Here is a 20,371-nt window from a genome sequence, read left to right on the forward strand (position 1 = left end):
TTTGCCCATCCCTTCCGCGACTAATTTCCCCTTTTGCTTGAAAAACGCGCATTCTGAATTGACAAGCAAGGTTCATACCAGTTTTCATTCCGTTCGGCCTGAACATGCGGTCCGTGGAGGTCGGCAGGGGTAAACCGGGGAGAATAACGCGTCGCATGGCATTGTCGCCCAAGCTCGATTTCCGTCAGTCGCAATCGCTGGTAATGACTCCCCAGTTGATGCAGTCGATAAGACTGCTGCAAATGACGCATGTGGAGCTGGAGCAGTTTCTCGACGCCGAAATTGAAAAAAATCCGCTTCTGGACCGAATCGAGGCAGCAAATGATGATTTTGCAGGCTCGGATTCCGTCCGCGACGATGGAGAAGCCGATGAGGGAGAGATAGAGTCCCAAGCGTCGGAGGACGACTGGTTCAAGACGGAAGTCTCCGGCGATGCGGAGAGCCTTTCTTCCACCTTCGACAGTTCGCTTGAGAACATCTTTCCCGACGATCCGGGTCGCTCCGATGAGATCGGGCCTGACCTTGCCGCGCAATGGAAATCCGCTGGCGGCGACGGATATGTTTCAGCCAGCGCTTATGACATCGACCAGGTCACGGCGAGCCGGGTTTCGCTGGGCGAGCATGTGGCGGAACAGATCGCGCTGACTTTTTCCGCGACGATGGACCGGTTCATCGCAACCGCGCTTGCCGACGCGCTGGACGAGAGCGGCTATCTGCGTGTCGATATTGTGGGGCTCGCCCAGAACCTGGGCGTGGAAACGGTCGAAATCGAGCGCGTGCTCGGTGTCATGCAAACCTTTGATCCCCATGGCCTTTTCGCTCGTGACCTGCGGGAGTGCCTGACGATACAGTTGCGTCTCAAGGATCGGTTCGATCCGGCGATGGAAGCTTTGATCGACAATCTCGATCTTCTGGCGCGGCGCGACTTCGCGACGCTCAAGAAACTTTGCGGCGTCGATCAGGCCGACATTCTCGATATGCTGACCGAAATCCGCATGCTCGATCCAAAACCGGGCGCATTGTTCGAGATTTCGGTCGCCGATGCCATCGTGCCGGACGTGCTGGTGACGCCGTCGCGCGATGACGGCTGGGCCATCGAGTTGAATGCCGCGGCCATGCCGCGCCTCATCGTCAACAATGAATATTATGCCGAGGTGAACGCCTCGGTGAAAGCCGAGGAAAAGGCGTTTCTCTCGGACTGCATGCAGACTGCGAACTGGCTCGTGCGCAGCCTTGACCAGCGCGCCCGCACTATCCTGAAGGTCACGCAGGAAATCGTGCGGCAGCAGGACGGTTTTCTGCGCCACGGAGTGACCCATTTGAAGCCGCTCAACCTCCGCATTGTCGCGGATGCGGTCGGCATGCATGAATCCACCATCAGCCGGGTGACCGCGAACAAGTTCATGGCGACGCCACGCGGCGTGTTTGAATTGCGCTATTTCTTCAATGCTTCCATCGCCTCGTCCGAGGGAGGCGACGCGCATTCATCCGAAAGTGTGCGCCATCGCATCCGCCAGATGATTGACGCCGAAAAGCCTGACGACGTGCTTTCCGATGACGCCATCGTGGATGCCCTCAAGAAGGACGGTGTGGATATTGCGCGAAGAACGGTCGCAAAATACCGGGAATCGATGAATATTGCCTCATCGGTACAACGCAGGCGGGAAAAGAAGGCGAGATTGTCGGCTTCCTGATCGTCCGCCAAGGCGGTCCCGAAATGTATTTCAAGCTTCGTTCTCCTGTGAAAACAGGGGAGGAACGCTCTAAAATTTTTGACTTGTCGCGCTGTTCATTCAGAAAAATTCGATCTCGATTTGTGAAAAGATCGACATTGCAGGGCGACCAGGTGGCAAGAGGGCCAATTGACAAGCGCCATTTCAACCAATAGAAGCCCGGCTCGCGCTGCGGCCCGTAATTAAAGCCTCGGTTTTCCGGCTTTCACGAGAGGCGGTCAGCGTGAACTGAGGCGCTGGTCCGTAATACGGCTTGTTATACGGAAAGCCGCGCCAAAGCAGAATTGAAGCATATCTCCCGGATTGGCCGGTTTTCGGGAGAAAGCATGAGATTGACGTTTCCAGCATATGTTTCTGCGGGAAATGTCCGGGAATGCGTAATTTCTGGAAGAAATTGCGATTGTGCATATGTTTGAAGGAAGGACAATGTGGCGTTCCAAGGCATGTCATCCGAACGGGTGACGCTAACCGGGCGTTACGTAAGAGAAATGTGTGGCAACCACCCCGTCAACGGGCTTTTCCGGGAGCAGCCAGGACTTCAAAGGCTTTTCGGAAGGTGTTTCAACACCTCTGCGGAGAGTGCGCCTGAGAAGCTCGTCGGCATCATGGATCTGGTTGGAAAACGCACTGGATGAAAAGCATCTTTGATGCTGGTTCGCTTTGCGCTTCGCTCGCCTTGTGATTAGACTGGGTTCTGTGGTGTAACGCAAATGAGGTGTGCCAAATGACTCTGCGTGTATCTGGAAAGCATATGGACGTCGGTGAAGCTTTCACGACCCGGATCATTGATCGGGTTAATGAAGCGGTCGGCAAATATTTCGATCATGGCTTTTCCGGACAGGTTACGGTCACCAAGTCCGGTTCGCGTTTCAGTGCCGATTGCACCCTGCACCTCGATAGCGGTGCGACTCTGCAAAGCACTGGCGAGGCACAGGATCCGCAACTGGCTTTCGAAGCGGCTGCGGACAAGATCGAAACCCGCCTTCGCCGCTACAAGCGCCGTCTGAAATCGCGTCCTGCCACGCAGCCGGATGCGATCTATGATGACGTTGCATATCGTGTTATGGCACCCCTGCCGGAGGAAGAGGAGGATCTTCCGGCGGATTACGCGCCGACAATTGTTGCGGAATCGTCCGTCGCCCTGCGCACCATGTCGGTGGCGTCGGCGGTCGTGGAACTGGATCTCATCGAGAATCCGGTTCTGGTATTCCGCAATGCCGGCAATGATGAAGTTAATATCGTCTACCGTCGGGCGGACGGCAATATCGGCTGGGTCGATCCATCGATGGTCACCCGCCAGGCCGCGCCCCGCGCCTGACGGCAAACCTGAAGCGCACGCAGCGGACCGCGATCGGCGGCCGCGTGCGCTTCCCAAAACCGGGCTGAAAAGGCCTGATTGAAGAAGGAACGGAGAGAATGGATCTTAGTGATCTGATTCAGCCAGGGGCGATTATCCCTGCGCTGAAAGCCAGCTCCAAAAAGCAGCTTTTGCAGATTCTGTCTGAGAAGGCTGCGGAACTGACCGGTCTCCCTGAGCGCGAAGTTTTCGAAACAATTCTCCAGCGTGAACGCCTCGGTTCCACCGGGGTGGGCAATGGCGTTGCCATTCCGCACGGTAAGCTGGCGAACATCAACAAAATAGCCGGAATCTTCGCTCGTCTGGAAACCCCGGTCGATTTCGAGGCGCTGGACGATCAGCCTGTCGATCTTGTTTTTCTGCTTCTCGCGCCGGAAAATGCCGGCGCGGATCATCTGAAGGCTCTCTCGCGCATCGCCCGTATGCTGCGCGACGCCGATACTGTTGCGAAGTTGCGCGGCACGCATGACGCGCAGGCGCTTTATTCATTCCTGACCGCTCAGCCAGCGTCCAACGCGGCCTGAGTTCAAATAGTTTCTCGTAAACAAAACCGCCGTTCAGCTTGAACGGCGGTTTTGTTTGTCCGCTCGCAGAAACGATGTGCGGGGAAGGCAGATGCTGCCAGCGACGCGATACCGGCGATGGCCGTTATCGCACCAAAGATCAGTGCAGCATCACGGTGCGCAGTTCGTGCTCCTGTGCGCCCTGCAGCGCGGTGGCGCGAAAATCGGAAAGCACGATTGGCTCGCCGCTGGCGCCAAACAGCGCCCAGAGTTCCAGGCCCGGCTCGATCGGTGGGAGGGCAGGGAAGCTGCGGGCAAGGTCATCAGAACGGATCTTGCGCACATAGGCAACTTCACCTTCGCCGAGATGGGCGAATTCGTTTTCGGTGAATATCTGTCGGTTCATGGTCGTAGCCTCCATTTCGTCGGCATGTCATTTGCGACCATGCCGCTTCAGAGCTTCACATTTTCAATATAGCGGACTTGTGCTGAACAAAAACTGAACAGTTTCAGTCTTTCACCGCTATGTTGATTCGTTTGATCAGCCGCTCCGGTTCCGGGCGGTCGAGATCGATGGCCAAAAGGCCGTTTTTCAGATCGCAACCGAGAACCCGCATACCGTCTGCCAGAACGAAAACGCGCTGGAACTGCCGGGCGGCGATGCCGCGATGCAGAAATTCCCGTTCGGTATCGTCGGTCTGGCGTCCGCGGATGACGAGCTGATTGTCTTCCGTCATGACTTCGAGGTCGTCGCTGGAAAACCCGGCCACCGCCAGGGTGATGCGCAGACGTTCGGAGCCAGTCTCGCCACGCAGGCGTTCAATATTATAGGGCGGATAACCATCGCCGGATTTAGCGATCCGTTCCAGCGTCTTTTCCATCGTGTCGAATCCGAGCAGCAGAGGGCTCGAAAACGGTGTCATTCTTGTCATTGCATCAGTCCTTGATGAGAAGCGACCGTTATGAAGAGAACCCATACGGCGTACTCTTCGCTAACTGATATGGCTTGTGAAAAGCCTGACTTCAAGGGCCAATCCGGATTCCTTCACTCCATCGTAGGGTGAAGTTCAGGCGCAAGATACCCGGGAACTTTAGGAGCGCTTACCGACGCGCTTCGGCGAGAGCCGCGCCAAAAGCCGTGGCGAAGCTTTCCCGATCGTCGGGATTGAGGAACTTGCCGACCGCGACGCTCGCCTCGCGGCTCTCGACGCTCATGCCGGTGATGCCAATGTCAGGCTTTCGCGCAACCTTGAACCGTGTCCAGAACGGATTGAAGCGATGTGCGGTCACCTTGCCGGATGCCGCATATTTGCGAATATGCAGGGCGGAGCGCGATACGGAGATTTCCTCCCGCGCCCGGGCGGCACGATAATTCCAGCGGAAGGCCAGATAGATGAGCAGGACATCAAGGCCGAAAAACCCGAAGATGGGCCAGGCCCCGATGGACCAGAAAAGAATGCCTACGAACATCCAGCAACCGATCAGGGCTCCCATCAGCACGGCAAAGCCCGTCCGCCCCAGCGAACGATAGGGCGTGAGCAGGGCCTCGAAAATGGGTTTGTCGAACCGGTCGGGTTCCGCGCCGTCTGGGTGGTGCATCGTTTTCAGATCATCTCGCAACGCCGCATCCGGCCTGCGTCAAGCTGCTGATTGTTTTGTCGATAGGGAAACCATTATAGAGGCGGAATGGAAAAGGCCAAAATCAAATCGCCCGTGAACGCATCTCCTGCCCGTTCCCAGCGTCGGGTGCGGGGCACGCTTTATACGGCGGATGAAATTCACGAGATATTCCGCCGTTTCTCCATCCAGAGACCCGAGCCGAAGGGCGAGCTTGAGCACGTGAATGCATTCACGCTTCTTGTCGCCGTCGTTCTTTCGGCGCAGGCCACCGACGCAGGCGTCAACAAGGCGACGCGGGGGCTCTTTGCCGTTGCCGATACGCCGCACAAAATGCTGGCGCTCGGCGAGGAAAAAGTCGGCGACTATATCCGTACCATCGGTCTTTGGCGCAACAAGGCAAAAAACGTCATCCTCCTGTCCGAAGCCCTGATCCGCGATCACGGCGGCGAGGTTCCCGGCGACCGGGATGAACTGGTGAAATTGCCGGGCGTTGGCCGCAAGACGGCCAATGTGGTGCTGAACATGGCTTTTGGCCAGCCGACCATGGCGGTGGACACGCATATCCTGCGCATCGGCAACCGGATCGGTCTTGCGCCCGGCAAGACGCCGGAGGCCGTGGAAGCCATCCTCGTCCGGGTCATTCCAGCCGAATACATGCTTCACGCACACCACTGGCTCATCCTGCATGGCCGTTATGTGTGCAAGGCGCGCAAGCCCGAATGTGAGAAATGCGTGATTGCGGATATCTGCAAATATCCGGCGAAAACCTGCGACGTGCCCGCGCCGCTTATCCCCTTGCCGCCGCAGGCGTGAGCTTGCTTTCGCGCTGCGAGATCGCCTTGTGCAGATGGACCATCATCGTTGCCGCAAAAAGCGGGGTGAGAAGGTTGACGATGGGGATCGCCATGAAGCCTGCAATCAGCAGCCCGGCCAGAAAGACCGTCACGCCATAATGTGACCGTAGCGCCTTCGCCTCAGCTTCGGACCGATAGCGCATGGCCGCAAACTCGAAAAATTCCCGCCCGAGCAGATAGGCATTGATGACGAAGAAGGCGATCAGGTTGATGCCGGGTATGAACAGCATCAGTAGGGCGGCGATATTGCCGATAATGACGATGCCGAGAAACTTCAGCGAAACGACGATGGAACGGCCGATCGGCAACGGCGTGCCGCGAGGATCGTTGGGATAGTCCTCGCGTTCGACTACTTCGGCGACATCATCGAGAAACAGGCCTGCTACCAGCGCTGTAACGGGTGCAATCATCAATGCGAGCACAAGCGCCAGGCCAAGACCTGCAACGATGGCGGCAACGATGCCGAGCCAGCCTGCCCAATCCGGCATGCCGGGCAATATCTGCTCCATCCATGGCCAGGCAAAAGTAAAAAAGATTTGACGGACTGCGGCCCAAAGACCGATTAGCAGCAACAGCGTCAAACCGAGGGTCTTCCAGAAAACTGCGCGCAATTCCGGTGTGGTCAGGCGCTTCAGAGCCTTCAAGGCAGCATCCAGGATCATTTTGGCCCCAATTCCGACTGTGGACAAAGATGGAAATAGGTATGCCTCCATTCCGAAGCAAGCCGCACGATCACGGTAGGGAAGCTTGCAGGGTAGCCAAAGGGATTGCAAACGGCTAAACCGGCACCCACGTGACCGATCTGCTTCTGGCGGACAGGAGACCAATCAAAAGGGGAGCTTCTCGCGCTCATGGCCACATTCGACGTCCTTTGCATCGGCAATGCCATTGTCGACATTATTTCGCGCACTGATGAGTCTTTTCTGGAAACAAACGGTATCGTCAAAGGCGCGATGAACCTGATCGACGCGGATCGTGCCGAATTGCTTTATGGTCGCATTGCGGGCCCGGTGACGGAAATGTCCGGCGGCAGCGCCGGAAATACCGCAGCAGGCGTTGCAAGTCTTGGCGGACGATCGGCCTATTTCGGCAAGGTCGCGACCGATCATCTGGGCCGTGTTTTCGCGCATGACATCCGCGCGCAGGGCGTCGCCTTCGATACGCGCCCGTTGGAAAATGGCTCGCCGACCGCCCGTTCCATGATTTTCGTGACGCCGGACGGCGAACGTTCGATGAATACCTTTCTTGGCGCCTGTGTGGAACTTGGCCCGGAGGATGTCGAAACCTCCAAGGTGTCCGATGCGAAAGTGACCTATTTCGAAGGCTATCTGTGGGACCCGCCGCGCGCCAAGGAAGCCATTGTCCTTGCATCGAAGATCGCGCATGAGAAAAACCGCCAGATGGCGATGACGCTTTCCGATCCGTTCTGCGTGGACCGGTATCGCGAGGAATTTCTGGAGCTTATGCGCTCGCGCACGGTCGATATCGTCTTCGCCAATGAGGACGAGGCCAAGTCACTCTATAAGACGAAATCGCTCGAAACGGCGATTGCCTCCGTGCGCATGGATTGCGCGCTTTCAATCATCACCCGTTCGGAAAAAGGCGCGGTCGTGGTCACGCCCGACCAGACCCTGACCGTTCCCGCCATCGAAATCGATGCGCTGGTCGATACGACGGGGGCAGGCGATCTTTACGCCGCCGGTTTCCTGTACGGCTATACGAACGACCGTTCGCTTGAAGATTGCGCGCGTCTCGGTTCGCTGGCGGCAGGCCTGATCATCCAGCAGATGGGCCCGCGCCCGCAACTCAGCCTGCAGGCAGCCGCAAGCCAGGCCGGGCTGGTATAAGGCTTATTCCGGCCTGATTATCCGGTCGCGCTGAAGCTCTTCTTCGGTGCGCCCGGGACGGCTTTTATAGACGGGCAATGTCCAGCCGAAATAAAGGGCGCCCCCGCGAATGACGAAGGCGGTCAAAGCCGCCGCCACTGCGCATATGGCTGGTTCGACATGCAGCCAGGCAAGCAGGACATAAAGGCACGCACCGGCAAGCGAAGCCGTGACATAAATCTCGCGGCGCATCAGCACGGAAGGCTCGCCAGCCACCATGTCGCGCAATATGCCGCCAAGCGTGGCCGTGGAAATGCCGGTCACGATGGCGACGGACGGCCCGAAACCGAGCGCCAGCCCCTTGGCGGCACCCAATACCGTATAGGCGGCCATACCGATGGCATCGAGCCAGAGCAGGACGCGATAGCGCGACTCCACCATGTGCGCGGTGAAATAGACGACGATCGCGGCCAGCGTGCCGGCCAGCAGATAGGCGGGCTCGACGACCCAGAAAACCGGCGCGCCGAGCACCAGATCGCGAAATGTCCCGCCGCCAATACCGGTAATATTGGCAAGGAACAGAAAGCCGATAATGTCGAGCTGGCGGCGCGAGGCGGCAAGAGCACCGGTCGCAGCGAAAACGAAAACGCCTGCGAAATTCAAAAACTCAGGAATCGTCACGCTGTTGCTCTCCTCCGCACATGCCGGAGCATGTCCCGTTTAAACGAAACGCCGGAATCCCCCGAAACCGGTGCCCACTTTCGGGAAGCATGCTCTGTGACAACTTTTCACCGGTGTGTCCCAATATAGCAATATGCATGTTATCGGAAACCAGACCGCAGATATGAAAAGAGCGGCAGACAAAGCCGCCGCTCCAATTCTCGTCGGTTTTTGTTCGGATCAGGAATTGCCTTCGGGAGCGGCAGCGCCATTGTCGGCAGTAGCCTTCGGGCCACCCTTGGAGACGCCGACCATGGCCGGGCGCAGAACGCGGTCGCCAATGGCGTAACCATCCTGCACGACCTGCACGACGGTGTTGTTCGGCAGATCCGCATTCGGCACTTCGAACATGGCCTGATGGAAATTCGGGTCGAATTTCTGGCCTTCCGGTTCCAGCTTCTTGACGCCGTGGCGTTCCAGAGCGTGGAGCATGGCGCGTTCGGTCATTTCGACGCCATCGGCGAGCGACTTGAGGCTGGCATCGGTTGCCATGGCTTCGGCAGGGATAGCCTCGAGTGCACGGCGCAGATTGTCGGAAACCGACAGCATGTCGCGGGCAAAATTGGTCACCGCATAGGTGCGCGCATCCTGTACGTCGCGCTGGGTGCGCTTGCGCAGGTTTTCCATTTCGGCGGCGGCGCGCAGCAACTGGTCTTTCAGTTCGCCATTATCTGCTTCCAGCATGGCAATCCGGTTCGCGGTATCGTCCACTTCCGCTTCGGCTTCGTCCTCGGCAGCTTCTGCACGGGCTTCGGCCTTGCGCGCCTTCAGAAATTCGTCGGCAGCACGGTTGAGCGCCTCACGATCCCGGGGATTGTTGATATCGCGCTGCTCAAGATCGGGGTTCTGGGATTTGTTTTTTTCGTCAGCCATGATGCTACTTCCGTCTTGAATAGAGCATTTCCAGCAAAACTGCATGAGCCTTTGCGTCGGATAATGCGAAAAACAAACTATCGTCTGGGGCGGATATCGAGTTTCATGCCAATAAAATCAAGGTCTATTTTCAGTGCCTTGGTTTGTCCCGGCAAGTCTCACAGTTAACGCAGGAGCCGGGACACGATCTGTGCGGTATAGTCCACCATCGGGACGATCCGCGCATAATTGAGCCGTGTCGGCCCGATGACCCCCAGGGCACCAATAACCCTTTGCTCGCTGTCGCGATAGGGGGCCACCACCAGCGACGAGCCGGAAAGGGAGAAAAGCTTGTTTTCCGAACCGATGAAGATGCGTACGCCCGAACCCGCCTCCGCAAGATCGAGCAGCTGGACCATGCCATCCTTGGTTTCAAGGTCATCGAAGAGATGGCGCAGCCGCTCGATATCTTCCTGCGCATGGATGTTTTCCAGAAGATTGGCGCGCCCGCGCACGATCAGCCGCGCCGGCTGATCCGTTCCGGCTCCGCTCCAGACCGCCAGTCCCTGGGCAACCAGTTCCTGCGACAGCTGGTCGAGTTCCTGCCGCGTTTCTTCCGTCAGCTTTTTCAGCTCCGCCTTGGCTTCGGAAAGCGTGTGGCCATGAATATGCGCGTTGAGAAAATTCGATGCCTCGACCAGTTGCGAATTGCTGATGCCGACGGGCAGGTTGACGACGCGGTTTTCGACGTCGCCATTCTGCATGACCAGAACTGCAAGCGCCCGGGTCGGCTCCAGACGAACGAATTCGATATGTTTGAGCGCGCCTTCCGCCTTGGTGGCCAGCACGAGGCCCGCGCCGCGCGACAGGCCGGAAAGAACCTGACTTGCTTCTGTCAGGACGCTTTCGACCGAATTGTTTATGCCGGCGGAACGAACCTGCGCTTCAATGGAGGAGCGTTCCTCCGGCGGCAGGTCGCCCACTTCCAGAAATGCGTCGACAAAGAAGCGCAGTCCGATCTGCGTCGGCAGGCGTCCGGCCGAGACATGCGGCGCATAGATAAGGCCCAGATGCTCCAGGTCGCTCATGACATTGCGGATGGTCGCAGGCGAAAGCGTGTGCGGCAGCAATCGCGACAGGTTGCGTGAACCGAGCGGATCGCCATCGTTCAGATAGGTTTCCACAATCAGCCTGAAAATATCGCGCGAACGCTGGTCGAGCGAACTCAGAAGCTGGTGTTCCGGCGTTTTCATCATATTATGGTCGCGAAGTTTACGAATGACATAGGCCAAATATAAGGGCACAAGCCAAAGCGTCAAAGGCTTTAGGTTATAGTGACAGGGCTCTCAACATCTCTGTCGGTTTTTCGGGCAGAGCGCCTTTCTATTTGTGTGTGGGAAGCCTAAAAAGCCGCACAGGTAAATGAATCGAGGAATTCTCAATGCGTCCATCCAAGCGTGCGGCTGACGAAATGCGCGCCGTCTCTTTCGAACGCGGCATCTCCAAACATGCCGAGGGCTCCTGCCTCGTCAAGTTTGGCGATACGCATGTCCTGTGCACCGCAAGCCTTGAAGAAAAGGTGCCGGGCTGGATGCGCAATACGGGCAAGGGCTGGGTCACGGCGGAATACGGCATGCTGCCGCGCTCGACCGGCGACCGCATGCGCCGCGAAGCCGCCGCTGGCAAGCAGGGTGGCCGCACGCAGGAAATCCAGCGCCTGATCGGACGAAGCCTCCGCGCCGTTGTCGACATGCAGGCGCTCGGCGAAGTGCAGATCACCGTGGACTGCGACGTCATTCAGGCCGATGGCGGCACCCGCACGGCGGCTATCACCGGCGGCTGGGTGGCGCTTCATGAATGCCTGCGCTGGATGGAAGCACGCCAGATGGTGCGCGTCGAGAAGGTCCTGAAAGACCATATCGCCGCGATTTCCTGCGGCATCTATGAAGGCGAGCCGGTGCTCGATCTGGATTATGCGGAAGATTCTGTCGCCGAAACCGACAGCAATTTCGTGATGACCGGCAAGGGCGGGATCGTTGAAGTTCAGGGAACGGCGGAAGGTGCGCCTTTCTCGGAAGAAGAATTCGCCAGCCTGATGAAGCTTGCTCGCGGCGGCATTGATCGTCTTGTGTCCTTGCAGAAAATGGCTGTCGCCTGATAGGAACGAGGTCTGCTCCATATATCGAGGAGACCTCATCCATGCGCGCAGCACGTATTCTTGAAACCGCTCTCTATGTCCGCGATGTCGCCGAGGCGATAGAGTTCTATCAGGGAACAATGGGACTGGAGCCGGTTGGCAAAGTCAGCGAGCGCAATGCATTTTTCCGCTGCGGAGAGGGCATATTGCTTCTCTTCAAGGCGGAAGAAACGTTGAAGCCGCCGCCCGCCGGACATTTGCCCGTACCGGCCCACGGCACCAGCGGGCCCGGTCATGTCTGTTTTGCCGCAAGCCGGGAGGAGATGGAAGGCTGGCGCAGCCATCTGGCAAGACATGGCGTGGCGATAGAGGCCGAGTTCGATTGGCCGAATGGCGCGCATTCAATTTACTTCCGTGATCCGTCCGGCAATTCGCTGGAGATTGCCGAACCCAAACTATGGAACTGAAAATGAGAAAACTGGAACAGGGCAAGCTGATCGTTGCTTCGCACAATGCGGGCAAGCTGAAGGAATTCGACGGCCTGATCGGCCCGTTCGGTTTCGAGGTCAGTTCTGTAGCTGCCCTTGGCCTGCCGGAGCCGGATGAAACCGGTACGACTTTCGAGGAAAACGCCTATATCAAGGCGCTCGCGGCTGCCGAAGCAACGGGACTGCCCGCCCTTTCGGACGATTCCGGCATGATGGTCGATGCGCTTGACGGTGATCCGGGGGTCTACACGGCAAACTGGGCCGAGACCGAGGACGGTACCCGCGATTTCGACATGGCGATGCAGAAGGTGGAGAACCTGCTGCAGGAAAAAGGCGCCCTTGAACCGCAGCAGCGCAAGGCACGGTTTGTATCGGTCATCTGTCTCGCCTGGCCCGATGGCGAGGCGGAATATTTCCGTGGCGAGGTCGAAGGCACGATTGTCTGGCCGCCGCGGGGCAATACCGGTTTCGGTTTCGACCCGATTTTCCTGCCTGACGGCTATGAAAAGACTTTCGGCGAAATGACCGCCGACGAGAAGCATGGCTGGAAACCGGGCGACGCTTCGGCCCTGTCGCACCGTGCGCGCGCCTTCAAGCTTTTTGCCGAAAAAGCGCTCAATGTGGAAGCGGCGCCTGCGAAATGAACAAGCTGTTTCCCCCTTTGCAGGCAATGGACGCTGCCCGCGCAAATACCGCCGGGGCGATACCGATCGCGCGCGCAAACGGGGAAGATGCGTTCGGCGTATACTTGCACTGGCCTTTCTGCCTGGCCAAATGTCCCTACTGCGACTTCAACAGCCATGTTCGGCACAAGCCGGTCGATCAGGCCCGCTTTTCCGAGGCGTTTCTTCGTGAGATGGAATGCCTGCGCGAACGCACCGGCCCGCGCACGATCACCAGCATTTTTCTGGGCGGCGGCACGCCGTCGCTGATGCAGCCCGAAACGGTTGGCGCTCTTCTCGATGGGATTGCGTCCCATTGGTCCGTTGCACCGGATATCGAGGTGACGCTGGAGGCAAATCCCACCAGCGTGGAAGCGGATCGCTTTCGCGGCTATCGCGCGGCAGGCGTCAATCGCGTGTCGCTCGGCATTCAGGCGCTCAACGATCCCGATCTGCGCCGTCTTGGGCGCATGCATTCGGTCGAGGAAGCCAAGGCGGCAATCCGGCTGGCGCGTGAGATTTTCCCGCGCCTGTCCTTCGATCTGATCTATGCGCGCCCGAACCAGACCATAGAGGCGTGGCGCGAGGAGCTGAAGGAAGCCATCGGCCTTGCTGCCGATCACCTGTCGCTTTACCAGCTGACGATCGAGGAAGGCACGCAGTTCTACAATCTCTGGAAGGCGGGCAAGCTGACGACGCCCGACCCGGATCACGCCGCAGCCCTTTATGAGGAAACGCAAAGGGTGACGGCTGAGCACGGGCTTCCGGCCTATGAAATTTCCAACCACGCCGTGCCCGGGCGCGAGTCGCAGCACAATCTCGTCTATTGGCGTTACGGGCAATATGTCGGCATCGGTCCCGGCGCCCATGGGCGGTTCGTGGAAAACGATGTGCGTACCGTCACCATGACCGAAAAACACCCGGAAACCTGGCTGGACAAGGTCGAGCGCAACGGCCACGGCATTATCGAGGAAGAATATCTCGATGGCGAGCAGGAAGGCGACGAGTTCCTGATGATGGGCCTGCGCTTGCGTGAAGGCATCGACCTTGCCCGTTACGAGCGGCTTTCAGGCCATGCCGTCGACGAAAAGCGATTGGCGAAACTGATCGCGGAAGGCATGATCGAACCGATGGATGGCAGCTTCATCCGCGCAACGCCGGATGGCGCGCTGGTGCTGGATGCGTTGGTCGCCGATCTGGCCGCTTGATTCAGACACTGAAGGACGCATGATGACGGATGAAACGGGCGGTGAGCGGCGGGAATATGTGGTGGGCGGCACGGTGATGCGTGCCCGACCGCTGGAGCCTGCGCTTTATATCGTCTCGACCCCTATCGGCAATCTCGGCGATATGACCCTGCGCGGCATTGAAACGCTGGCTTCCGTCGATATTCTGGCTTGCGAGGATACCCGTGTCACCCGCGTCCTGCTCGACCGCTATGGCATAGCGCGCCGTCCGATCAGCTATCACGAGCACAATGCCGCAGAGGCCGGTGAAAAGCTGATTGCTGCGCTGACGGCGGGCAAAAGCGTCGCGCTCGTCTCCGACGCGGGAACCCCCCTTGTTTCCGATCCCGGTTTCCGGCTGGTGGGGGAGGCGCGCGAGGCGGGCATCCGTGTCGTGCCTGTTCCGGGTGCTTCCGCCGTTCTGGCCGCACTTGCCGCTTCCGGCCTGCCGACCGATGCCTTCATGTTCTGCGGCTTCCTGCCGTCCAAGCACGGACAGCGATTGTCGAAGCTTGAGAGCCTCAAAAATATCGACGCAACGCTGGTGTTCTACGAGTCGCCCAACCGCACGGCCGCGACACTGGCCGACATGGCTGCCGCTTTCGGAGCGGAACGCGCGGGCGCGCTTTGCCGCGAATTGACCAAGGCCTATGAAACCGTTGTCACGGCATCGCTGGGTGAACTTGCGGAAAAGTTCGATGGCGAGGATCGTATTCGCGGCGAGGTCGTACTGCTGGTTGGCCCGCCTGTCGGCGATGCTGTTGCCCAAAGCGAAGAAGATATCGACAGGCTGCTTCTGTCGCTTGCCGCCGAACTGCCGCCATCCAAGGCCGCAGGCGAGGCGGCGCGTATGACCGGCGGGCAGAAATCGGTGCTCTATCAGCGCCTCATGCAACTGAAATCGGATCAGCCATGACGGACCTCCGCGAGAAAAAGCGAACTGCTTTCTTTCGCGGACATAGCGCCGAGCGCTTTGCTTCGGTGGTGCTTCTCCTCAAGGGTTTTCGGGTCGTCGCGCGGCGTTATCGCACAAGGCTTGGCGAGATCGACCTGATCGCCCGGCGCGGCGATCTGGTGCTCATCGTCGAGGTCAAGGCGCGGAACAGCCTCGAAGCTGCGCAACTGGCCGTCACGCCGCAAGCCATGCACCGTATCGAAGCCGCAGCCGATCTCTGGCTGCAACGCCAGCCCGATCATGCCCGACTGTCGCTGCGTTTCGACCTGATCGCCGTGCTGCCGAGGCGGTGGCCGAAGCATGTGCCAGCATTCTTCACCAGCCGCAATTACTTATAAGTCTATGTAAATCCTATAAAAATTGTAGAGTATATTTGCTCCGCTTCCGGGAATGAAAATCCTGCAATTGCCTGATTTGAGAAAAAGTGATGCGCGGCGAGATTTTCGCGCGCAAGGGCGTTTCTTATAAAGCAAGGCCCTTCCATGAATAATAGCACCGTCTTGTTGCCTGATGCTTTTCCGGACAACCGGTATCCGCTTTCGCTGGAAATGCTTCAAAGGATGGTGCTCATGTCTTTTTCGCAGAAGCGTCTGCTGGCTGATTTTCCCGCCTTCTTCCGGGTTTCGGACGAGGTGGTTGTCGTCGTTGGCGGCGGCGAGGAAGCCTTGAACAAGGCGCGCCTCGTGGCGCAGACCTCCGCCCGCATTCGTATCGTCGCGGAGGAAACGGAACGCCATCTGGCCGATTTCATCGCCGCGCATGATGTGGAGCATGTCGCAGCTCCCTTTGCCAGCGAGCACCTGGAAGGCGCAAAGCTCGTCTTCGTCGCGACCGGCGATGAAGCACAGGATCGCGCCGTCGCTGCATTGGCCAAAGCGCAGAAGGTTCCGGTGAATGTGGTGGACCGGCCTGCGCTTTGCGATTTTCTGACGCCAGCCATCGTCAACCGCGCCCCCATCGCAATCGCCATCGGCACCGAAGGTTCGGCCCCGGTACTGGCGCAGATGGTGCGTGCGCGGATCGATGCCGCCTTTTCGCCCCGCCTCGGCGAGCTTGCGCATTTTGCCGAAAGCTGGCGTCCGCTGGTCGAGCGCGTGCTGCCGAAAGGGCTGGCGCGTCGCAGCTTCTGGCGCGGTTTCTTTTCGGGCAGCGTTTCGCGCGCCATTGAAGATGGCGACCGTGAAGGGGCTTATCGCGCTGCAAATGATCTCATCGAGTGGCCGCTGGACGCATCCGGCTATGTCTGGCTGGTGGGTGCCGGTCCCGGCGCCGAGGACCTTTTGACCCTGCGGGCGCACCGCGCTTTGATGGAAGCCGACGTGATCGTGCATGATGCCCTGGTGCCGGAGGGTGTCATTGCCATGGGCCGCCGTGACGCGGAACGCCTTGCCGTCGGCAAGCGCAAGGGCTGCCATTCCAAGAGCCAGGAAGAGATCAACCGCCTGCTGGTAACGCTCGGCCGGGAAGGCAAGCGCGTCGTGAGACTGAAATCCGGCGATCCGCTGGTGTTTGGACGCGCAGGCGAAGAAATGGCGGCATTGCGTGCCGCCGGTATCGGCTTCGAGATCGTGCCCGGCATTACTTCGGCCTTCGCCGCCGCAGCTGATATGGAACTGCCGCTGACGCTGCGCGGCGTCGCGTCCTCGCTGGTGTTTACGACCGGCCACGACATGACCGGCGATGTGCTGCCGGGCTGGGCAAAGCTTGCCGTCTCCGGTGCAACCATCGCCGTCTATATGGGGTCGACGGTCGCGGCTTCCGTTGCCGCGCGCCTGATTGCGGCGGGCCTGCATGAAGATACTGCCGTGGCAGTCGTGGAAAATGCGAGCCGTCAGGACAAGCGCCTGTTCCACGGAACGTTGAAGGATCTGCCGGATCTCGAAAGCCGCAAGGAGCTTTCCGGCCCGGTCTTGGTGATCATTGGCGATGCGGTCGCTGGTGCAGCAATCGACAAGGCCGAAGCGCTGGCGCTCAAGCCGGTTTCCGTCGCAGCCTAAGAGCGCATCCCGAAAAGTGTGCAGCGGTTTTCGGACAAGATGCGCTCAAAAACAAAAAGTTAGAGCGCAGGATGCGCGGTTAACAAAAGTTTGGAGTTTGGAAATGGTCGTAAAAGTTCTCACTGCAAACCGCCTCATCGACGGGCAGGCTGTGTGGCTTGGTGCCGATGGCTCCTGGCAGGAAACCATCGACGGCGCGCTGGTCGCCCGTCATGCGGAGGCCGTCGAGGCGCTTGAAGACGCTGGGAAGATTGCCGCGAAAGCCAATCTGGTCGTGGATGTGAACGTGATCGATGTCGAGGAACGCGAGGAGGGGCTTTACCCGATCCGCTTGCGCGAACGCATCCGTCTCTCCGGCCCGACCATCGTGACCTTCGGCGATTTGCCTCTCGACAAGCCTGAATTGAAGCGCGCTTCCTGATTGCGGATTTGGACCTAGCCTATGTATCGTTATGATGAATTCGACCGCGATTTCGTTGCGGCCCGTGTTGCCCAGTTCAAGGATCAGGTCGAGCGCCGTCTGGCGGGCGAATTGACTGAGGATCAGTTCAAGCCGTTGCGCCTGATGAACGGTCTTTATCTGCAATTGCATGCCTACATGCTGCGCGTGGCCATTCCCTATGGCACGCTGTCGAGCCGCCAGTTGCGCAAGCTCGGCCACATCGCGCGCGTCTACGATCGTGGGTTCGGCCATTTCACCACGCGCCAGAATATCCAGTACAACTGGCCTGCATTGAAGGACGTGCCGCGCATTCTTGAAGAACTGGCGGAAGTCGAGATGCACGCTATCCAGACCTCGGGCAATTGCATTCGCAACGTGACTGCCGATCATTTCGCAGGCGCTGCCGCCGATGAGGTTGCCGACCCACGCCCATTCGCGGAAATCCTGCGCCAGTGGTCTTCGCTGCATCCGGAATTTTCCTATCTGCCCCGCAAGTTCAAGATCGCCATTGTCGGCTCGGAGCATGACCGCGCCGCCATTCAGGTGCATGACATCGGCTTGCAGCTGAAGAAGAACGAGGCAGGCGATCTGGGGCTGGCCGTCTACATTGGCGGGGGTCAGGGCCGCACGCCGATGGTGGCGAAGAAAATCCGCGACTTCCTGCCCATCGAGGACATGCTGACCTATGTGACGGCAATCGTCCGCGTCTATAATCTGCATGGTCGCCGCGATAACAAGTACAAGGCGCGCATCAAGATTCTCGTCCACGAAACGGGCGTGGAAGAACTGACCCGCGAGATCGATGCCGAATGGGAAGACATCCGTTACGGTGAGTTGAAGCTGCCGCAGCGCGATATTGACGCCATCGAAAGCTATTTCCGTATGCCGAACCTGCCGCAGCGGCCGGAAGGCTGGGAGATACTGGCCGTCACGCAAAAGGCCGATCCGGCTTTCGCGAGTTGGGTTGCCCGCAATGTCACGCCGCACAAGCACCCGGATTACGCGGTCGTCACCATTTCGCTGAAGCCAATTGGCGGCATTCCGGGTGACGCAAGCGCTGAACAGATGGAGCTGGTCGCGGATATTGCTGCAACTTATTCCTTCGATGAAATCCGGGTCAGCCACGAGCAGAATCTGGTTCTGCCGCATGTCGCCAAGGCCGATCTCGCCGCCGTCTACGATCTGTTGCAATCGGATGGTCTGGTGACACCCAATGCCGGTCTCATCACCGACATCATCGCCTGCCCGGGTCTCGACTATTGCGCGCTTGCCAATGCGCGTTCCATTCCGGTGGCGCAGCGCATTTCCGAGCGCTTCGGCGACCAGCAGCGCCAGCTTGAAATCGGCGATCTGAAGATCAAGATTTCGGGCTGCATCAATGCCTGCGGCCATCATCATGTCGGCCATATCGGGATTCTGGGCGTCGAGAAGAAGGGTGAGGAACTCTATCAGATCACGCTTGGCGGTTCGGCGGACGAGCATTCGGCCATTGGTGAGATCACCGGTCGCGGTTTCTCCTCGGAAGACGTGGTGGATGCCATCGAGACGGTGGTGGACACCTATCTCGCCTTGCGCGAGAGCGCGGACGAGACCTTCCTTGCCGCCTATCGCCGCGTCGGCATGGAGCCCTTCAAACGCGCGCTTTATGGAGAAATCAGCCGTGCAGCTTGATGCCGAAGAAAGTGCTGCCGCCGAAGCCCGCCTTCTTGAGGCTAGCCACGGCGCATCTTCCCCGCAGGAAGTGATCGCGCTTGCCACGCATGAACTCTATGGGGGGCAGATCGCGGTCGTGTCTTCCTTCGGCGCGGAATCCGCGGTGCTTCTGCACATGATTTCGGAAATCGACCCGGCGACCCCGGTCCTGTTTCTGGATACGGGAAAGCACTTCCGGGCGACGCTCGATTATCGGCACGATCTGGTGGACAGGCTTGGCCTGACCGATGTGCAGGACATTCTTCCCGTCGAGCAAAGTCTCAAAAGCGAAGATCCGTTCGGCGCCCTGTCGATGACCGACAAGGACCGCTGCTGCTTCATCCGCAAGGTCGAGCCGATGGCGCGGGCGGTCGCGCCCTATCGGGCCTGGATGACAGGCCGCAAGCAGTTTCAGGCATCGACCCGTGAAAGTTTGCCGGTATTTGAATCGGTCGGCCCGCGCATCCGCATCAATCCGCTGGCGCGCTGGCAGGCGGCGGACTTGAAGGCCTATGCCGAAAAGCACGAACTGCCGCCGCATCCGCTCACGGCGCAGGGCTATCGCTCCATCGGCTGCATGCCATGCACGCGCCCCGTGAGCGATGGCGAGGATCAACGTGCCGGACGCTGGGCCGGATCGGAAAAGACGGAATGCGGCATCCATCTGACGGGTCTTGCCGACAGCCTTAAAACATTGGGAGCCACGGACCGCAAATGAGTGAAATCAACGAAACAAAACTCTGGTCTGCCGATGGCTTTCGCGAGGACGACTATGTCTTTGCCGACGATCTGGACGCAGCGGGCGATGCTTCGGCTGTCATCATTCCGCTGGCCATCTGGCTCGGACTGGATGAGGAGCGCCGCCGCGCCTCCAACCGCCGGATCGGCGTTACTGTTGCGCCGGGCGAAGCAATCGATCCGCTTCTGGACGATCTTGGCAGCATACCGTTGATCGCCTTGCAGTTCCCGGCTTTCAATGACGGACGCTCCTATTCCAAGGCCGAGATTTTACGGCGTGAAGGCTTTACGGGCGAATTGCGCGCCGTTGGTGACGTGCTGATCGATCAGGCGAGCCTGATGCTGCGCACGGGCTTCGACACATTGCAGGTGACAAACAAGGTCGCGCAGAAGCGGCTTGATGAAAACCGGCTTGTCGATACCCCCGGCTATTATCAGCCGGGTCGCGGTTCCATTCCGGAAGAGGGCGGGTTTGCCTGGCGTCGCGTCAAGGCAAGTTAGGCGCATCGCTCAAATTTGCCATTTTTCTGCGCGCCTTGATGCGCTAGACACGCCTCACCAATTTCAGG

23 protein-coding genes are annotated in these 20,371 nt (G+C 59.0%); 16 read left to right on the forward strand and 7 right to left on the reverse strand.

The genetic code is table 11. The annotated features are described in order from the left end of the window. Nucleotides 1–155 precede the first annotated feature (155 nt). From rpoN to ptsN, 3 genes are all read left to right on the forward strand, one after another. Entirely contained in the window at nt 156–1,694 is a 1,539-nt protein-coding gene (gene rpoN / locus JNC63_RS06775) for an RNA polymerase factor sigma-54 (protein ID WP_063619966.1), read from the forward strand. Between the two features lie 763 nt (nt 1,695–2,457). Then, nucleotides 2,458–3,051, forward strand: a complete 594-nt coding sequence (gene hpf / locus JNC63_RS06780) for a ribosome hibernation-promoting factor, HPF/YfiA family (protein ID WP_006470905.1) — start codon at nt 2,458–2,460, stop codon at nt 3,049–3,051. Between the two features lie 98 nt (nt 3,052–3,149). Continuing rightward, the gene (ptsN, locus tag JNC63_RS06785) at nt 3,150–3,614 is read left to right on the forward strand and encodes a PTS IIA-like nitrogen regulatory protein PtsN (RefSeq protein ID WP_006465889.1); all 465 of its coding nucleotides are present in this window, start codon (nt 3,150–3,152) and stop codon (nt 3,612–3,614) included. A 139-nt stretch (nt 3,615–3,753) separates the two neighbouring features. Here the strand turns inward: ptsN and JNC63_RS06790 are convergent, their stop codons facing one another. The 3 genes from JNC63_RS06790 to JNC63_RS06800 all read right to left on the reverse strand — a co-directional run bounded on the left by JNC63_RS06790 (nt 3,754) and on the right by JNC63_RS06800 (nt 5,192). Continuing rightward, nucleotides 3,754–3,999, reverse strand: a complete 246-nt coding sequence (locus tag JNC63_RS06790) for a BQ00720 family protein (RefSeq protein WP_063619967.1) — start codon at nt 3,997–3,999, stop codon at nt 3,754–3,756. A 103-nt stretch (nt 4,000–4,102) separates the two neighbouring features. After that, the gene (locus tag JNC63_RS06795) at nt 4,103–4,525 is read right to left on the reverse strand and encodes an Hsp20 family protein (protein WP_006470903.1); all 423 of its coding nucleotides are present in this window, start codon (nt 4,523–4,525) and stop codon (nt 4,103–4,105) included. 169 nt (nt 4,526–4,694) lie between these two features. Continuing rightward, entirely contained in the window at nt 4,695–5,192 is a 498-nt protein-coding gene (locus tag JNC63_RS06800; RefSeq protein ID WP_063619968.1) for a DUF2244 domain-containing protein, read from the reverse strand. Between the two features lie 87 nt (nt 5,193–5,279). On the opposite strand from JNC63_RS06800, the gene nth reads away from it, so the two are divergent. Next, on the forward strand, nt 5,280–6,026 hold the full coding sequence (gene nth, locus JNC63_RS06805) for an endonuclease III (RefSeq protein ID WP_063619969.1): 747 nt from the start codon (nt 5,280–5,282) through the stop codon (nt 6,024–6,026). Here the strand turns inward: nth and JNC63_RS06810 are convergent. After that, nucleotides 6,001–6,729 (reverse strand): sulfate transporter family protein, encoded by a 729-nt coding sequence (locus JNC63_RS06810; protein WP_063619970.1) that lies wholly within the window; start codon nt 6,727–6,729, stop codon nt 6,001–6,003. The genes nth and JNC63_RS06810 overlap by 26 nt on opposite strands. A 189-nt stretch (nt 6,730–6,918) precedes the next feature. On the opposite strand from JNC63_RS06810, the gene JNC63_RS06815 reads away from it, so the two are divergent. Beyond that, the gene (locus JNC63_RS06815; protein WP_063619971.1) at nt 6,919–7,914 is read left to right on the forward strand and encodes an adenosine kinase; all 996 of its coding nucleotides are present in this window, start codon (nt 6,919–6,921) and stop codon (nt 7,912–7,914) included. 3 nt (nt 7,915–7,917) lie between these two features. Here the strand turns inward: JNC63_RS06815 and JNC63_RS06820 are convergent, their stop codons facing one another. The 3 genes from JNC63_RS06820 to hrcA all read right to left on the reverse strand — a co-directional run bounded on the left by JNC63_RS06820 (nt 7,918) and on the right by hrcA (nt 10,721). Beyond that, the gene (locus JNC63_RS06820; RefSeq protein ID WP_006470899.1) at nt 7,918–8,574 is read right to left on the reverse strand and encodes a trimeric intracellular cation channel family protein; all 657 of its coding nucleotides are present in this window, start codon (nt 8,572–8,574) and stop codon (nt 7,918–7,920) included. A gap of 219 nt (nt 8,575–8,793) precedes the next feature. Further along, complete coding sequence (grpE, locus tag JNC63_RS06825) at nt 8,794–9,486, reverse strand: nucleotide exchange factor GrpE (protein ID WP_006470898.1); 693 nt, start codon at nt 9,484–9,486, stop codon at nt 8,794–8,796. A 164-nt stretch (nt 9,487–9,650) separates the two neighbouring features. Then, nucleotides 9,651–10,721, reverse strand: coding sequence for a heat-inducible transcriptional repressor HrcA (hrcA, locus tag JNC63_RS06830; protein WP_025089795.1), 1,071 nt, complete (start codon nt 10,719–10,721; stop codon nt 9,651–9,653). A gap of 185 nt (nt 10,722–10,906) precedes the next feature. Between hrcA and rph the strand changes: the two genes are divergently transcribed. The 11 genes from rph (at nt 10,907) to JNC63_RS06885 (ending at nt 20,303) form a co-directional block, all read left to right on the forward strand. Next, on the forward strand, nt 10,907–11,623 hold the full coding sequence (rph, locus tag JNC63_RS06835; RefSeq protein WP_063619972.1) for a ribonuclease PH: 717 nt from the start codon (nt 10,907–10,909) through the stop codon (nt 11,621–11,623). A 41-nt stretch (nt 11,624–11,664) separates the two neighbouring features. After that, on the forward strand, nt 11,665–12,069 hold the full coding sequence (locus JNC63_RS06840) for a VOC family protein (protein WP_006465899.1): 405 nt from the start codon (nt 11,665–11,667) through the stop codon (nt 12,067–12,069). Nucleotides 12,070–12,071: 2 nt separating this feature from the next. Further along, nucleotides 12,072–12,734: an RdgB/HAM1 family non-canonical purine NTP pyrophosphatase gene (gene rdgB, locus JNC63_RS06845; RefSeq protein ID WP_006470896.1), complete on the forward strand. Its 663-nt coding sequence runs from the start codon at nt 12,072–12,074 to the stop codon at nt 12,732–12,734. Beyond that, nucleotides 12,731–13,960: a radical SAM family heme chaperone HemW gene (hemW, locus tag JNC63_RS06850; RefSeq protein ID WP_006465901.1), complete on the forward strand. Its 1,230-nt coding sequence runs from the start codon at nt 12,731–12,733 to the stop codon at nt 13,958–13,960. Before rdgB ends, hemW begins: the two co-directional genes overlap by 4 nt. Before the next feature lie 22 nt (nt 13,961–13,982). Then, nucleotides 13,983–14,894 carry a 16S rRNA (cytidine(1402)-2'-O)-methyltransferase gene (gene rsmI / locus JNC63_RS06855; RefSeq protein ID WP_063620072.1) on the forward strand — a complete coding sequence of 304 codons (912 nt, stop codon included), beginning with the start codon at nt 13,983–13,985 and terminating at the stop codon, nt 14,892–14,894. Beyond that, entirely contained in the window at nt 14,891–15,271 is a 381-nt protein-coding gene (locus JNC63_RS06860; protein ID WP_063619973.1) for a YraN family protein, read from the forward strand. Before rsmI ends, JNC63_RS06860 begins: the two co-directional genes overlap by 4 nt. 222 nt (nt 15,272–15,493) lie before the next feature. After that, nucleotides 15,494–16,930: a siroheme synthase CysG gene (cysG, locus tag JNC63_RS06865; protein ID WP_374846168.1), complete on the forward strand. Its 1,437-nt coding sequence runs from the start codon at nt 15,494–15,496 to the stop codon at nt 16,928–16,930. 103 nt (nt 16,931–17,033) lie between these two features. Further along, on the forward strand, nt 17,034–17,351 hold the full coding sequence (locus JNC63_RS06870; RefSeq protein ID WP_006470893.1) for a DUF2849 domain-containing protein: 318 nt from the start codon (nt 17,034–17,036) through the stop codon (nt 17,349–17,351). A gap of 21 nt (nt 17,352–17,372) precedes the next feature. Continuing rightward, entirely contained in the window at nt 17,373–19,043 is a 1,671-nt protein-coding gene (locus JNC63_RS06875) for a nitrite/sulfite reductase (protein ID WP_021586367.1), read from the forward strand. After that, complete coding sequence (locus JNC63_RS06880) at nt 19,018–19,782, forward strand: phosphoadenylyl-sulfate reductase (protein ID WP_025089791.1); 765 nt, start codon at nt 19,018–19,020, stop codon at nt 19,780–19,782. The genes JNC63_RS06875 and JNC63_RS06880 overlap by 26 nt, the downstream gene beginning before the upstream one ends. Next, nucleotides 19,779–20,303 (forward strand): DUF934 domain-containing protein, encoded by a 525-nt coding sequence (locus tag JNC63_RS06885; protein ID WP_021586365.1) that lies wholly within the window; start codon nt 19,779–19,781, stop codon nt 20,301–20,303. Before JNC63_RS06880 ends, JNC63_RS06885 begins: the two co-directional genes overlap by 4 nt. Nucleotides 20,304–20,371 lie beyond the last annotated feature (68 nt).

The organism is Brucella ciceri, assembly GCF_041930145.1.
GTDB classification, from domain to species: domain Bacteria; phylum Pseudomonadota; class Alphaproteobacteria; order Rhizobiales; family Rhizobiaceae; genus Brucella; species Brucella intermedia.